At 69.7% G+C, this 12,635-nt stretch carries 14 protein-coding genes; 3 read left to right on the top strand and 11 right to left on the bottom strand.

Annotated elements, in window-relative coordinates; genetic code table 11:
• Nucleotides 1-6 precede the first annotated feature (6 nt).
• From QE397_RS02845 to QE397_RS02825, 5 genes are all read right to left on the bottom strand, one after another.
• Nucleotides 7-246 carry a hypothetical protein gene (locus QE397_RS02845; protein ID WP_222639501.1) on the bottom strand — a complete coding sequence of 80 codons (240 nt, stop codon included), beginning with the start codon at nt 244-246 and terminating at the stop codon, nt 7-9.
• A complete protein-coding gene (locus tag QE397_RS02840; RefSeq protein ID WP_307091550.1) occupies nt 243-1,517 on the bottom strand; it encodes a hypothetical protein in 1,275 nt (424 codons plus the stop codon). The genes QE397_RS02845 and QE397_RS02840 overlap by 4 nt, the downstream gene beginning before the upstream one ends.
• Nucleotides 1,517-1,804, bottom strand: a complete 288-nt coding sequence (locus QE397_RS02835; RefSeq protein WP_307091549.1) for a WXG100 family type VII secretion target — start codon at nt 1,802-1,804, stop codon at nt 1,517-1,519. The genes QE397_RS02840 and QE397_RS02835 overlap by 1 nt, the downstream gene beginning before the upstream one ends.
• Nucleotides 1,801-2,097, bottom strand: coding sequence for a WXG100 family type VII secretion target (locus QE397_RS02830; RefSeq protein ID WP_307091547.1), 297 nt, complete (start codon nt 2,095-2,097; stop codon nt 1,801-1,803). The genes QE397_RS02835 and QE397_RS02830 overlap by 4 nt, the downstream gene beginning before the upstream one ends.
• 257 nt (nt 2,098-2,354) lie before the next feature.
• Nucleotides 2,355-2,993, bottom strand: coding sequence for a hypothetical protein (locus QE397_RS02825; protein WP_261778159.1), 639 nt, complete (start codon nt 2,991-2,993; stop codon nt 2,355-2,357).
• A gap of 163 nt (nt 2,994-3,156) precedes the next feature.
• On the opposite strand from QE397_RS02825, the gene QE397_RS02820 reads away from it, so the two are divergent.
• Nucleotides 3,157-4,269: a hypothetical protein gene (locus QE397_RS02820; RefSeq protein WP_307091545.1), complete on the top strand. Its 1,113-nt coding sequence runs from the start codon at nt 3,157-3,159 to the stop codon at nt 4,267-4,269.
• 23 nt (nt 4,270-4,292) lie between these two features.
• Nucleotides 4,293-4,934 carry a hypothetical protein gene (locus tag QE397_RS02815; RefSeq protein ID WP_307091543.1) on the top strand — a complete coding sequence of 214 codons (642 nt, stop codon included), beginning with the start codon at nt 4,293-4,295 and terminating at the stop codon, nt 4,932-4,934.
• Between the two features lie 84 nt (nt 4,935-5,018).
• Here the strand turns inward: QE397_RS02815 and QE397_RS02810 are convergent, their stop codons facing one another.
• The 5 genes from QE397_RS02810 to QE397_RS02790 are packed head-to-tail and all read right to left on the bottom strand — an operon-like array spanning nt 5,019 to nt 9,858.
• Nucleotides 5,019-6,353, bottom strand: a complete 1,335-nt coding sequence (locus tag QE397_RS02810) for an ABC transporter substrate-binding protein (protein ID WP_307091540.1) — start codon at nt 6,351-6,353, stop codon at nt 5,019-5,021.
• The gene (locus QE397_RS02805) at nt 6,350-7,444 is read right to left on the bottom strand and encodes a branched-chain amino acid ABC transporter permease (protein ID WP_307091538.1); all 1,095 of its coding nucleotides are present in this window, start codon (nt 7,442-7,444) and stop codon (nt 6,350-6,352) included. The genes QE397_RS02810 and QE397_RS02805 overlap by 4 nt, the downstream gene beginning before the upstream one ends.
• A 1-nt stretch (nt 7,445) precedes the next feature.
• Nucleotides 7,446-8,324 carry a branched-chain amino acid ABC transporter permease gene (locus QE397_RS02800; protein ID WP_307091537.1) on the bottom strand — a complete coding sequence of 293 codons (879 nt, stop codon included), beginning with the start codon at nt 8,322-8,324 and terminating at the stop codon, nt 7,446-7,448.
• Between the two features lie 24 nt (nt 8,325-8,348).
• Nucleotides 8,349-9,089: an ABC transporter ATP-binding protein gene (locus tag QE397_RS02795; protein ID WP_037184775.1), complete on the bottom strand. Its 741-nt coding sequence runs from the start codon at nt 9,087-9,089 to the stop codon at nt 8,349-8,351.
• Nucleotides 9,082-9,858, bottom strand: coding sequence for an ABC transporter ATP-binding protein (locus QE397_RS02790; RefSeq protein ID WP_261775734.1), 777 nt, complete (start codon nt 9,856-9,858; stop codon nt 9,082-9,084). Before QE397_RS02790 ends, QE397_RS02795 begins: the two co-directional genes overlap by 8 nt.
• Before the next feature lie 167 nt (nt 9,859-10,025).
• Here QE397_RS02790 and QE397_RS02785 point away from each other — a divergent pair, with 167 nt between their 5' ends.
• On the top strand, nt 10,026-11,342 hold the full coding sequence (locus QE397_RS02785; RefSeq protein ID WP_307091534.1) for a helix-turn-helix domain-containing protein: 1,317 nt from the start codon (nt 10,026-10,028) through the stop codon (nt 11,340-11,342).
• Here the strand turns inward: QE397_RS02785 and QE397_RS02780 are convergent.
• The gene (locus tag QE397_RS02780) at nt 11,305-12,501 is read right to left on the bottom strand and encodes a metallophosphoesterase (RefSeq protein WP_056442021.1); all 1,197 of its coding nucleotides are present in this window, start codon (nt 12,499-12,501) and stop codon (nt 11,305-11,307) included. The two genes, QE397_RS02785 and QE397_RS02780, sit on opposite strands and share 38 nt — an antisense overlap.
• Nucleotides 12,502-12,635 lie beyond the last annotated feature (134 nt).

Genomic DNA, 12,635 nt, shown 5'->3' with positions numbered 1-12,635 from the left:
CGCACGTCAGCGCCGGAGTTGCCGTGCGCCGTCCCAGCCGGGCGGCGGCGGTGCCGTCGAACTCCACGGATGCCCGCGGTCGATCCACAGCCGGCGCCAGGATTCGGGCGTCACCCCCAGATCGTCGTCGGTGACGCCGAACTCGTAGCCGCACGACGGGCAGATCTCGTACGACGCTCCCGCCTCCGACCACGGCGGGTCCGCGAGACCGGGGTAGTGGCAGACCGGGCAGAGGTGAGTGGTCATTCCGGAACTCCTGGTTGGCGGTCCCAGTACGACGCACCGGATCCGGGCTTGAAGTATGTCTTGGTGGTGCCGTCCGGCGTGTAGGACGCGAACGTGTTGGTCTCCGGGTCGTACATCCGCACGGTGCCGTCCGGGCCGACCTTGACCTGATGCGAGCCCTCCGTGCGGAACCGCGCCGCGATGTCGGCGTACTCGTCGGCCGACCGTGCACCCACGTCAGCGCCGTGGCGCGCGAAGTGGTCGTCGAGCGCACGAGTGGACGACCACCCAGCCGGCGGCGGACCGGCAGCACGCTCCGCCGCACTGACGTCGTCCAGGCCGACGGGCACACGAGTGGTCAGATCCTCCACGTCGTCGGCAGCTCGTCGCACCGTCGCCATCGACGTCTCGGTGCGCCGCATCCGAGCGAACGCGTGCAGCGCCGCGATGACCGCGCGCACTCTCGAGGCGGTACGTGCGAAACGACCGGCCGCGATCGCCGCTCCCGCCGCGGCCGACAGTCCCGCGGACACGAAGGCCAACCCGATACCGACCGCGACGGCCGCCGCCTCCTCCACTGCGAACTGCTCGATCAGGTCGCGGATGTCGCGGCGCGTCTTCTCGAGCTGCTCGGCGTAGTCGTGGCACGCGGCGGCCAGCCCCGAGCACGCACCCGCCACCGCTTCCACTGCCTCGGACAGTCGACGGAGGTCCCGCACCATCGCGTCCCGCTCCGGCACGTTCACGGCACCCAGATCGGCTGCGGCACCGAGCACCTCGGACCGTGCGTCGAGCATCGCCTGCCCCAGCACGATCCACGCGCTCGACGCGTCCCGCAGTGCGTCGGTATCGCCGTTGGGGCACGGCACGCCGACCGCGTCGGCCAGCTCCACCGCACCCTGGAGCCCCGGGCCGAGGTCACCCACCGCGCTCGGGTACTCGAGCTGCCGCGCGGCGGACGGTGCCCGCCCTGCCGGCGGCGGGGTACTCGGAACCACCGCGATCGACTCCGCCGCAACGTGATTCGCACCCGCCTGATCGACGAGCCGCGCCAGCACCGACGTCGCCGAGAACGTCGTGGCGAGTGCGCGGGAGAGATCGACGACGGATCCGTCGTACGCCCGGCCCCACTGCTCACCCGCGGCGTCGCTTCCCGCCATCGCGGCCCACGCGCGCGACGCACCGTGGTGGACGTTCACCGCACTCGCCATGATCTCGTCCGCGCGATACACCGACCGAGCCGCCTCGGCGTAGACCTCGGGTGACACGTCGAGAACGACCGGGGGCGCCATCAGTCGCGCCCGAACATGCGGCTGTTCGACTGGAGGGCCGCGGTGTACGACGAGTGTGCCCGGCGCGCAGCGTCTCTCATGGTCTCGACACCGACCGCCATCTCGCGAGCCCCAGCCGACCATGCGCTCTGCGCGGCGCGATGAGCCTCTGCCGCCGTGCCCTCCCACGGCAGGGCGGACACCCGCACCGACACGTCGTCGAGTGCGACCCGCGTGGCCTCGGCCAACCGCGTCAGCCTCACGACCACGGCATCCAGTTCGGCCAGGTCGACTCGGTAGCCCGTCACACCGCACCCGCGATCGCGGCCCCGGACGTGTCGTCCTGTCCCGCATAGGCAATGGCTGCGATCTCGAGTCGACCCGCTGAGTCCTCGAGCGCCGCGACCACCGACCGGGCGCCGTGATGAACGGTGCCCCACCCGTCGACGAACGCCGTCGCCGCCAGGCCCTGCCACGAGGCGGACACCGCGGCGACGACCGAGGCGGCCTCCGCGACCTCCCGCTCGAGATCCAGCGACACCCTGCCCAACGCCCTGGCCGCGTCCACCATGGTCGCCGCGTCGGCAGCCGTGTGTTCCATGCCGTGCTCCCCCCGCCCGGCGCCGGCGACCGGTCGTCGGCGGCGTGTGCAGGCATGGACGGGCAGAACTCACGTTCGGTTCCCGCGGAACCGGTCAGCAGTGTCCGGACACACGAATGCGGCGCCTGCCCCGTGCAGACGCCGCATTCGGATGGTGGTCACTGTGCTCCGTGGTGACGGTGCACGGTGATCAGATCAACGCTGCCCCCTCGTTCGAACGAACAGTCCGCAGCATTGACCCGGATATCTCTCGGTGATCAGCGGTCGAGCTTGTGCTTCACCGTCTCGGCCAGATCCTGACCGAAGCTCTGCGCGACCGACAGTCGCTTCTGGGCGACCCGGCGCGGGGCGTTGCGCCGACGGCGCACCACGACGACGGCCACGATCGCACCGACGACGGCGGCGATGACGGGGGCGCTCACTGCGGAGGCCTTCTTCACGTCGGACGAGTTCGCGTCGAAGCTGCGCACCTGCTGGGCGACGTTGTCCGCGGCGTGCTTGGCACGATCGGCGACCTCGCCGGCCTTGTCCTGCGCCTTGGCAGCGACCTCGTTCGCCTTGTCGGCTGCCTTCTCCGCGACGTCCCCGGCCTTGTCGGCCACCTCGTTCGCCTTGCCGGCAGCCTTGTCCGCGACCTCGTCGGCCTTGTCGGAAGCCTTGTTCGCCGCGTTCTCCGCCTTGTCTGCGACGTCCCCGGCCTTGTCCTTCACAGCACCCGCGGCGTCGTCGACAGCCTGACCGGCCTTGTCGGCGGCCTGCTTGCCGTCCGCCTTGGTCTGCTGGGCTGCACCCTCGGTACGCAGCGAATCGTCGCCCGTGACCTCTCCGGCCTTCTTCTTCGCGGCGCCTGCGGCCTCGTCGACCTTGTTCTGAGCCTTCTCGATGAAGTCGGCCATGATGCACTCCTTTCGACGCTGCCCCTACCGGGCGCGCTCGTGTTCGTATGAAGGTGAGTCGTACAGAGAACGGAGAAGCGCGCGCCGACGACACATGATCTGGGTCACAGCCCGCGTCGACCTGACGGGACGACCGGACCGGTGACCGCATTAAGGTCGGCGCATGGGATCCAACCGACCGGGCAACCGCGGGCAGAAGCGCGCCGCCAAGACCGCGGCGCGGAGACGCCGACAGACCTCGGGGCCGACGGCGTCCACGACAGAACGGGTGCTCGCTCGCTTCGTGACGTGGATGGCCGCTCAGGAGGGCGCGGGAGACGTCGAGCCGACGCGTCGCGTCGTCGAGTCGCTCCTGGGTGAACTCACCCGGGTCCACGAGGGATTCACCCCCACGGCCTGGACCCCGGACGACGCCCACCTCGTTCTCGACGCCGCCGAATCCGTCCTCTCGCAGAACACCGAGGCGAGCGAGGACGCCGCGCTCCACCTCGTGTTCAGCGCCCTGTCCTATCTGACGTTCCTCGACGACGAGGACATCTGGAGCGGCAGCGACGCCGACTACGAGCACTGCATGGAGGACCTCACCGATTTCGTCGACGGCGTCCCCGACACGCTGACGCCCGAGGACATCACCCTGCCCGAGGTGACCGCGGACGCGGAGTCGGCGGCACTGGCCGAGCTCGCGATCGTCCGCGACGTCGACGCCCTGCTCGCCTGGTCGAGCACCGGTCGGCCGATCGACGCGAAGGAGGTGGCCGCCGCGCTGGGGCTCACCGTGCCCGCGTCGACGTTCCAGATGCCCGCCGACGTGCCCGAACTCGCCCACGCCTGGACCACCGCCGTGTCGTCCGGCGTCGTGGAGATCTCGGACGCCGGCGCCGCTCCCGGACCACTCGCGGCGAACGTCCGGGCGCGCGAGGCGGACGCTCTGCGCACCGTCGTCGCGGCGCACGTCACGGCGCAGTTGTCCGCCGACGACGAGATCGACGTCTCCGCCTCGGTGGCCGACAGCTTCGTCGCCCAGGCGGTGCTCGCCGCCATGACGCCGGACCCGCCCGAGGGCAACCTGGACGAGAACTACGACGACCTCGAGGGCGAGGACAAGCGGACGGCGGAGTTGGTGACCGCGAAGCTCCGAGCGTTCATCGACCAGGGACTGCTCGTCGGCGGAGAGGTGTTGCTGGTGCCACCCGAGCTCCGGCACGCGGTACTCGACGGCGTGGGACGAGCGGACATCTTCGGCACCGTTGCCGCCGAGACCTCCGCCGAGGACTGACACCGCGGCGTAGCGTGCGCGGCGTGGCCCTGATTCATCGCGCGACCATCGTTCCCACCAAGATCGACCTGCTGCGGCAGTGGGTTCCGCTGCAGCCGTGGGCGGCAGGCATCGACGTCGGCACGCTCGAGGTCGTCGACGCCTACCGCTTCGACGATCCCGACGGCGAGGTGGGACTGGAGTCGCACCTGCTCCGCGCCGCCGACGGGACGATCCTGCACGTGCCTCTCACCTACCGATCGGCACCGCTTCCCGGCGCCGAGACGGCGCTGATCACCACCATGGAACACAGCGTGCTCGGGACCCGCCACGTTCACGACGCGGCGCACGATCCGGTGTATCTGGCGACGCTGCTGCGGACCGTTCTCACGGGCGGAACTCAGGCGGCGTTCGAGTACGCCGAGCCCGGGCCCGATCGCGATGTCACCGCACTCGTCCACGGAACCGGACAGGCCGGCGCCGACGTTCCCGACGTCCACGCGCCGTCGGTCGACACCCGCGGCACCGACACCGTCGTCGACGTCGGCACCGCCGTGCTCACCCTGCATCGCGTCCCGCTGGACGGCCCGGCCGATCGCGACGCCCTTGTCGGCACGTGGGCCGGACGGGCTCACCCTGCCGTTCTCGCGACCGCCGTCCTGCATGGAACCGCGCACGGCGGGTAGGCCACTGCCGACGAGCGGGGCCGACACGTGACGGGGGCGGGGGCGTGTCGACGCCCCCGCCCCCGGGTCATCCCGCCGACCAAGTCATCCCGCCGGCTGGGTGTCGGGAATGCCGCTCTCCGGTGGGGTCGCCTCCTCACCGGTGTACTCCTCGACGGCCGAGTCGCCGATGTCCGTGACCAGGACCGGGGTCAGGTTCTCCGGCTTTCCGTTCGTGATCTTGTAGACGCTGGCACCGGAGATGCCGAGGTGACTGTCCTCGGAGTAGCGGAACGGGGCGAGCTGAGGGCCGGGCAGGTCCTTGCCCTGCGACTGCAGCGCCGACACGATCGACTCCCTGGTCGGGTTCTCGCCCGCGGCCTGCAGCGCCTGCACGAAGGCGTAGGCGTGGCTCATGCCGTAGATGCGGTAGTTGGTCAGCTCCTCACCGGTTCCGTTGGCGGCCCACACCTTCTGCCACAACTGCGTCCACGGGTTGTCCGGCGAGTCGATGCCGGGGATGTACTCGAGGGAGATCATGTTCTCGAGCGACGAGGCGCCGTCGGTCACCGCGCCTTGCGAGAAGCGTCCGAGCAGCGACCCCACGAGGTCCACGTCGGAACCGATGGAGCTGTAGAACCATTCGGGCGTGTAGTTCAGTCGGCGGGAGACTAACTGGCTCAGTGCTGTGTACGACGGGACGTTGAAGCCCAGGATCAGATCGGCACCCGCCGCCTGGAGGGACGCGATCTGCGGGGCGACGTCGGTGTTGCCGGACGTGTAGCGGGCGACGCCGACGATCTGATCCTCGAGGTACTGGCGCACCGCGGCCTCGCTGTCGCGGCCGAGGTCGTCGTCCTGCAGGAACAGGCCCACCTTGGCGTCCGGCCGGTTCTTCTGCACCCAGTCGCCGATGATCTTGCCCTCGACCTGGTAGTCGGGCTGCCACCCGAAGGTGTTGGGGTACTTGGCCGGATCGTTGCCCCACATGATCGCGCCCGAGGACACGAACAGATCGGGGACGCCCTCCTCGTTGAGGAAGTCGATGACCGCGCTGTGGGTCGCGGTGCCCAGACCGCCGACCATCGCGAACACCTCGTCCTGCAGGACCAGCTCGTTGACCACCTGTGTGGTGGTGGTCGGGTCGTACGCGTCGTCACGCACGAGGTACTCGATCTGCCGACCGTTCACCCCGCCGGCGGCGTTGACGTAGTCGAAGTAGGCCTTGGCGCCCGTGGGGATCTCGCTGTACCCGGGAGCGGCGACTCCCGTCAGGGGATAGTGCGCACCGATCTTCACCGAGGTGTCGGTGATCCCGACGGTCGAGCCCTCTGTGGACTCCTCCGACTCTTCACGGCCACCCGCGCCGCACGAGGCCACCAGTACGACGGCCGCAGCGAGAGCGGTGCCCCGCTGCGCCCATGTTCGGATCCTGTTCATCGAACTCCTTCTCTCTTCAGACGACGCTGTACGAGACGACCGCGGACCGTGCCGACCAGTCCGAGTGGCGCGAAGAGGATCACGACCACGGTGAAGATGCCGGTGACCAGAGGCGCGAGTTCCGCGGCCTGCAGGCTGCTCAACCCGGCGTCGAGGCCCAGGTTGGTCACCACCGGCGGGATGTAGGTGAGGAGCGCGGCACCGATGAGAGCGCCTGTCAGCGAACCGAGTCCGCCGATGACCACAGCGGAGAGCAGGGTCAGGGACAACACCAGCGTGAACCCGCTCGGCGCGGCGATGCGGGAGGCCATCGCCATGATGGCCCCGGCGGCACCGGCACACGCGGCACTGACCACGAAGGCCAGCACCCGTGCCCGCCCGAGGTCGATCCCCGCGATCTCGGCCGACACCTCGTCGTCACGCACGGCGCGCCAACGCCGTCCGACGCGACTCGACGACACGTTGGCCAGCAGGAAGAACACCAGCACGAGCAGGAACCACCCGACGTAGGCCACGAACTTCGTGGACGTCAGCTCGTTTCCGGTGACGAAGAAGGCGATGTCGTCGAGCGCGGACGGCACGTCGGGACTGGGCACGATGAGACCCTGCTCGCCCCCGAGATACTCCGAGAAGTACAGCGCGAGACCAGGGACGGCGACGGCGAGCGCCAATGTCGCGCCGGCCAGGTAGGGCCCGTGCAATCGCGCCGCGGCGACCCCGACGACGACCCCCACCAGACCGGCCACGACGGTGGCCGCGATCAGGACCAGGGGCACCGACCAGCCGGACTCGTTCGCCCGCAACATCAGTGCCGCGGTGTACGCGCCGACCGCCATGAATGCGCCGTGCCCGAGGGAGAGCTGACCGTTGAGTCCGGTGAGCACGGTCAGTCCGGCCGCGGCGATCGCGAGATACGCCACCGACGTCAGCTGGCTCTGCCGGAACGTGCTGACGCTCTCCAGCACGAGAATCACCACGACGAGGGCCAACAGAGCGCCGAGCAGGTGCCGCCGCACCGGAGTCGACACCACGCGGGCGACGCGCGAGCGTGCGGGTGAGGGGGTGGGCCTGTCGGTCGTCGTCACGGTCATGTCAGACCCTCCTCGCTGCCGCGGCAGCGAACAATCCGGTGGGACGCAACAACAACACCGCGATGAGGATGACCAGCGCCGCGAAGGACACGAGGTCCTGCCCGATGTAGCCACTGACCGCACTGAGCCCGACGCCCATCAGCAGTCCGCCCACCACGGCGCCCACCGGGCTGTCGAGACCGCCGAGCACGGCGGCCACGAATCCGAACACCACGACGGAGTCCATGTAGCCGGGGTGCACCAGCGACCCGCCGGCGATGAGCAGACCCGCGACCGACCCGACCACCGCGGCCAACGCCCATCCCAGCGTGAGCATGCGGCCCACGCGCACTCCCAGCAGGCGCGACACCTCCTGGCTGAAAGCACTGGCGCGCATCGTGAGTCCGAGATCGGTGAACCGGAACAGCGCGACCAGCGCGGCGAGCACCACCAGCACCGCGACGACCTTGTAGATGTCGTTGCCCGTCAGCGCCACGTCCACGGACCCGATGCGCCGACCGTCGAGACCGAACGGAGCGGGAAAGGACCGGAACTGGTTGCCGAACACCAGTGCCGCCACCGCGTGGATCACGATGAAGAGACCGAGAGTGAGGATCACCGGATTGATGTGCGACGCGCTGTCGACGTACCGGATGATCAGTCGCTCGATCAGCGCGCCGAGCACGAGGCCGGAGACGAGCGCGGCGGCGAAGCCGACCCAGTAGGAGTAGCCGGCATCGACCACGACGAGCGCCACGTACGTGGTGATCATCGCCATCGGCGCCTGCGCGAAGTTCACGATGCGCGTCGAGCGCCAGATCAGCACGAGTGCCAGAGCGAATGCGGCATAGACCATCCCGTTGGTCACTCCGTTGATGACGATGGTGAGCAGTTGTTGCACTCTGTCGTCCTTTCGTGAGGGTGGTCAGAAGCCGAGGTAGGCGTGGCGGAGTTCCTCGTCGCCGACGAGGTCGGCCGCCGGACCCTCCCGCGCGACCGTCCCCAGGGACAGCACGACGGCGTGTTCGGCGATGGACAGCGCGCTGCGGGCGTTCTGCTCGACCAGCACGACGGTGAGGCCGTCCGAGTCGACCGAGTCACGCAGCGTCTGGAAGATCTGCGCCACCACGCGGGGAGCGAGCCCGAGCGACGGTTCGTCGAGCAGCAGGATCGTGGGGGTCGCCATGAGGGCGCGCCCGATCACCAGCATCTGTCGCTCACCGCCCGACAGCGTGTGCGCGGTCGACGCCCGACGCTCCGCGAGAGCCGGGAACATGGACAGCACGCGGTCGATCCCCACCGCGGCCGCGGACCTGTTGCGGCCCAACGCCCCCAGCCGCAGGTTCTCCTCCACGGTGAGTTCGACGATGACCCCGCGGCCCTCGGGCACGTGCGACAGTCCACGTCGTGACATCGACTCCGGACTCGCTCCGACGAGGTCGACCTCGCCCATCCGGATGTGGCCGGCCACCGGCGGGTGCAGCGCCGAGATCGTCCGGAGCAGGGTCGTCTTGCCGGCACCGTTGGCCCCGAGCACCGCGGTGACCGCGCCGCGGGGCACCCGCAGCGACACGGAGTCGAGCGCGGTGACGGCGCCGTACCGCACCGTCAGATCGGACACGGTCAGGGCGTCGCGGGTCGCCTCGTCCCGCACGACGTCACGCATCACGGTCCACCTCGTCCCCCAGGTAGGCGGCGAGCACAGCGGGATCCTCGCGCACCGTGTCGGGTGTCCCGCGCGCGATGACCTTCCCGAAGTCCAGGACCACCAACCGATCACAGACACTCATGACCAGATCCATGTGGTGCTCGACCAGGAGGATCGACATCCTCGAGGTGAGTCCGCGGACCAGCTCACCCAGCTCGTCCATCTCCGCGTTCGACAGACCCGACGCCGGCTCGTCGAGAAGCAGCAACGTCGGCTCCCCCACCAGCGCCCGCGCGAGCGCGACGCGTTTGCGCACCGCGTACGGCAGGCTGGGCGGGTACCGGTCGGCGTACTCGTCGATGCGGAGTTCGGACAACGTGGCCAGAGCCCGGTCGCGGATCGCGGCGGTGTCGGCCCCGCTCCGAGCGAGTCCGAGCAGCCCGGCGACGATCGAGGTCCGGGCGAGATGGTCCGCACCGACCATGACGTTCTCCACCACGGTCATCCGGTCGAATAGCCCGAGGCCCTGCAGTGTGCGGCTCATACCGAGTGCCGCCAGGGCGGTCGGCTTCAGCCGGCGTACCACCCGGCCGTTCCGGGTCACGGTGCCCGACTGCGGCGCGACGAGGCCGCACGCGACGTTGAACAGTGTCGTCTTGCCCGCCCCGTTGGGTCCGATGACTCCGACGACCTCGCCTCGTCGGACATCGAGTCCGACGTCCGACAGGGCGACGATGCCGCCGAACGACACGGTGACGGACGACAGCTCGAACACGGACTCGGTCATGGTCTCGATCGTTGACACAGTGGCCCACCTCACATCTCGGTGGCACTCACTATGGTCACTCCGCACAGTCGGCGATATGGTCTCCGCGCACGAAAAGGGTCATGCCGTGGGCACCAATTTCGGTCAAACCGCTCGAACCGTCGGGCGCTGTGCGCAAAAATGCGCGCATGGCGTCGCCGTCGATCGGCCGTGGATCGGGGCTGCACCCTGTCCGCGGACGGCTGTCGGCGGAGGAACGTGCCGCGATCCAACGCGCGTGGGCGACGCTGATCCCGGAGGCGGACGCCATCGCCGACTCCATCACGTTGGCTCTGTTCGAGCAGGACCCCGACTATCTCCAGGCCGGCTCCGACATCACGGCCGTGGTCCGTCGCAGCACGCGGGAACACATCCGTCTGGGGCTGCGCAAGCTCAGCGGCACGCAGCACGGTAGCGAGGACAACACCGAGGTGTGGCGGCGCACGGGTCGCGAACGCGCGCGCCAGGGCATCCCCATGGAACTCGTGCTCAAGGCGTACACCCTCGGTAGTCGAACGTTGTGGGAGGAACTCGTCAACGCTCGCGGCGCGAATCCCGGGCTGCTCGAGCCGCGACTGCTTCTCGTCGCCGGCCAACGGTTGTGGCACGCACTCGATGCGCAGAACACGATTCTCGTCGACTCGTACCGGCGTGAGACCGCACGGATGCAGCAGCGCGACGTCACGAAGATCCTCGCCGTTCTCGACGGCTTGCGCGACGGGCGCGGAGCCGATCCCGCGTTCGTCGTCGATGCGCGGAACACACTGGGGCTCACCGCACAGCATCGGATCGCGTGCGTGGTGGGCCCGCTGTCCGAGCGAGGTGACCCACCCCTGACCTCACCGGAGGACGCCGTCGACGGCGTGACATCACTGTCGCACTGGCACATTCGCGACGGAGTCCAGTTCGGCGTCGTGTGCCCGGCCAAGGCGGACCTCGGCCCGGTGGCCGAGGCTCTCGCCGCACGCGCGGTCGGCCCGGTGGGCATCGCCGCGTCGACGGACGGACTCGTGACCTTCGCCGCCGCGTACCGAGCTGCCGCGCGCACGGCGGCCACCATCGGCGCCGGCGACACTCCCGCCGCGGTGGCCACGGACCGACTGCCCCACATCGTCATGTCTGCCGACGACGAGATCTCGGATCTGGTCGTGTCCCACGCACTCGGGTCACTGAACGGACACCCGCCCGCGCAGCGGGAGGTACTGCTCCGAACTCTGGCGCACGTCCTCGCCACCGACGGTTCACCCACCAACGCCGCCAAACTGCTGTACTGCCACCGGAACACGGTGATCTATCGGCTTCATCAGGTCGAGGAACTGACCGGCCGATCCATCACCGCGCCGGACGACCGGCTCCTCCTCACCCTTGCCCTGGTCCGCTCCGGGCACTGGGCGGACGCGGTGGCCGGCGTCGGCGCCGCCGCGACTGTCACACCAGAGAGCTCGACCGCAACGTCAGCACGGTGATCTCGCTCGGTGCGAAGACACGGAACGGTGGACCCCAGAACCCCGTGCCCCGGCTCGTGTAGAGCTGCGTGCGGGCGCCGTGTCGGCTGAGACCGTGGACGACCGGTTGATCGAGTCGGACGAGCAGCCCGAACGGCCAGATCTGTCCACCGTGCGTGTGCCCGGAGACCTGCAGATCCACTCCCGCCGCCACGGCCGCGTCGATCTGCTTCGGCTGATGCGCCAGCAGGAAGATCGGCAGCGATGGTTCCGCGTCCGTCAGCGCGGCGGTCAGATCCGCGCCGTGACCCACCTCGCCCGACCCGCGCGCGGTCCTGTCGTCCACCCCGGCGACGACCAGCCTGTCGCCACCGCGCATGACGGTGATGTGCCTGTTGTGCAACGAGTCCCAGCCCAGCGACGTCATGTGGTCGAGCCACTCCTGGGCCTCGCCGAAGTACTCGTGATTACCCGTCACGTAGACGCGCGCCGACTTCGCGTGCACCCGTTCCAGCGGCGCCACCTGCTCACGTCGGCGCTCCACCGACCCGTCGGCGAGATCACCCACGTGGCAGACGATGTCGGCGTCCTGGCGATTGATCTCCGCCACGACGTCGGAGGACCAGACGGACCGTTCGATCGGCCCGTAGTGTGTGTCCGTCACCAGGACGACGCGGAGCCCGTCGAGTCCGGCGCCGAGTCGATCGAGCGTCACCGTCACGTGCTTCGTGCGCGGCAGCCGCATCGCCTCGCGTCGTCCCCAGACCGCCAACGCGACGATGACGGCCAGCACGGCGCCGGCGACGATGCGTGATCGCAGCGGATCGTCGACCCCGGCGATGCCGAGCCCGAGCCGTACGACGAGCCCGATGAGCGACCACACGAACGCGATCCACACCAGTCCGAGCAGGGTGTCCCCGATGCGGGCCCATCGGTCGGAGTGTGCCCGACCGTGCCCCTTCGCCATGCCGATCACGAGCGCGGCGGCAGCACCGACCGCGACCACCGTCGCGATGATCCTCGCGGCGATCGGCCAGTCAGCGCCGGTGAACGCGAGAGTCCACAGCGGCGCCCCGAACAGGATCGCGAGAACGACTGTCACGACGGCGAGCCGGCCCACGGGCGGCCTGCCGGACGGAGTGCTCTCGCGAACCTCGCCCGGCACTGAGTGGTCCGACATGGTGCACGTTCCTTCGGTGTCGGGAGCGTCGGCGATCTCTCGAGGAGCATCGCCGCGCGTGGGAGAGACGCGTCAACCGTACGCGGAACCGTGCGGCCGGTCCGCGCGTCGAATGTCACGGGGATCGTGGCACC

It is taken from the genome of Rhodococcus sp. SORGH_AS_0301, assembly GCF_030818285.1.
GTDB lineage: Bacteria > Actinomycetota > Actinomycetes > Mycobacteriales > Mycobacteriaceae > Rhodococcoides.
The sequence above is the reverse complement of the archived record's forward strand: the minus strand, read 5'-3'. Positions and strand labels throughout refer to the sequence as shown.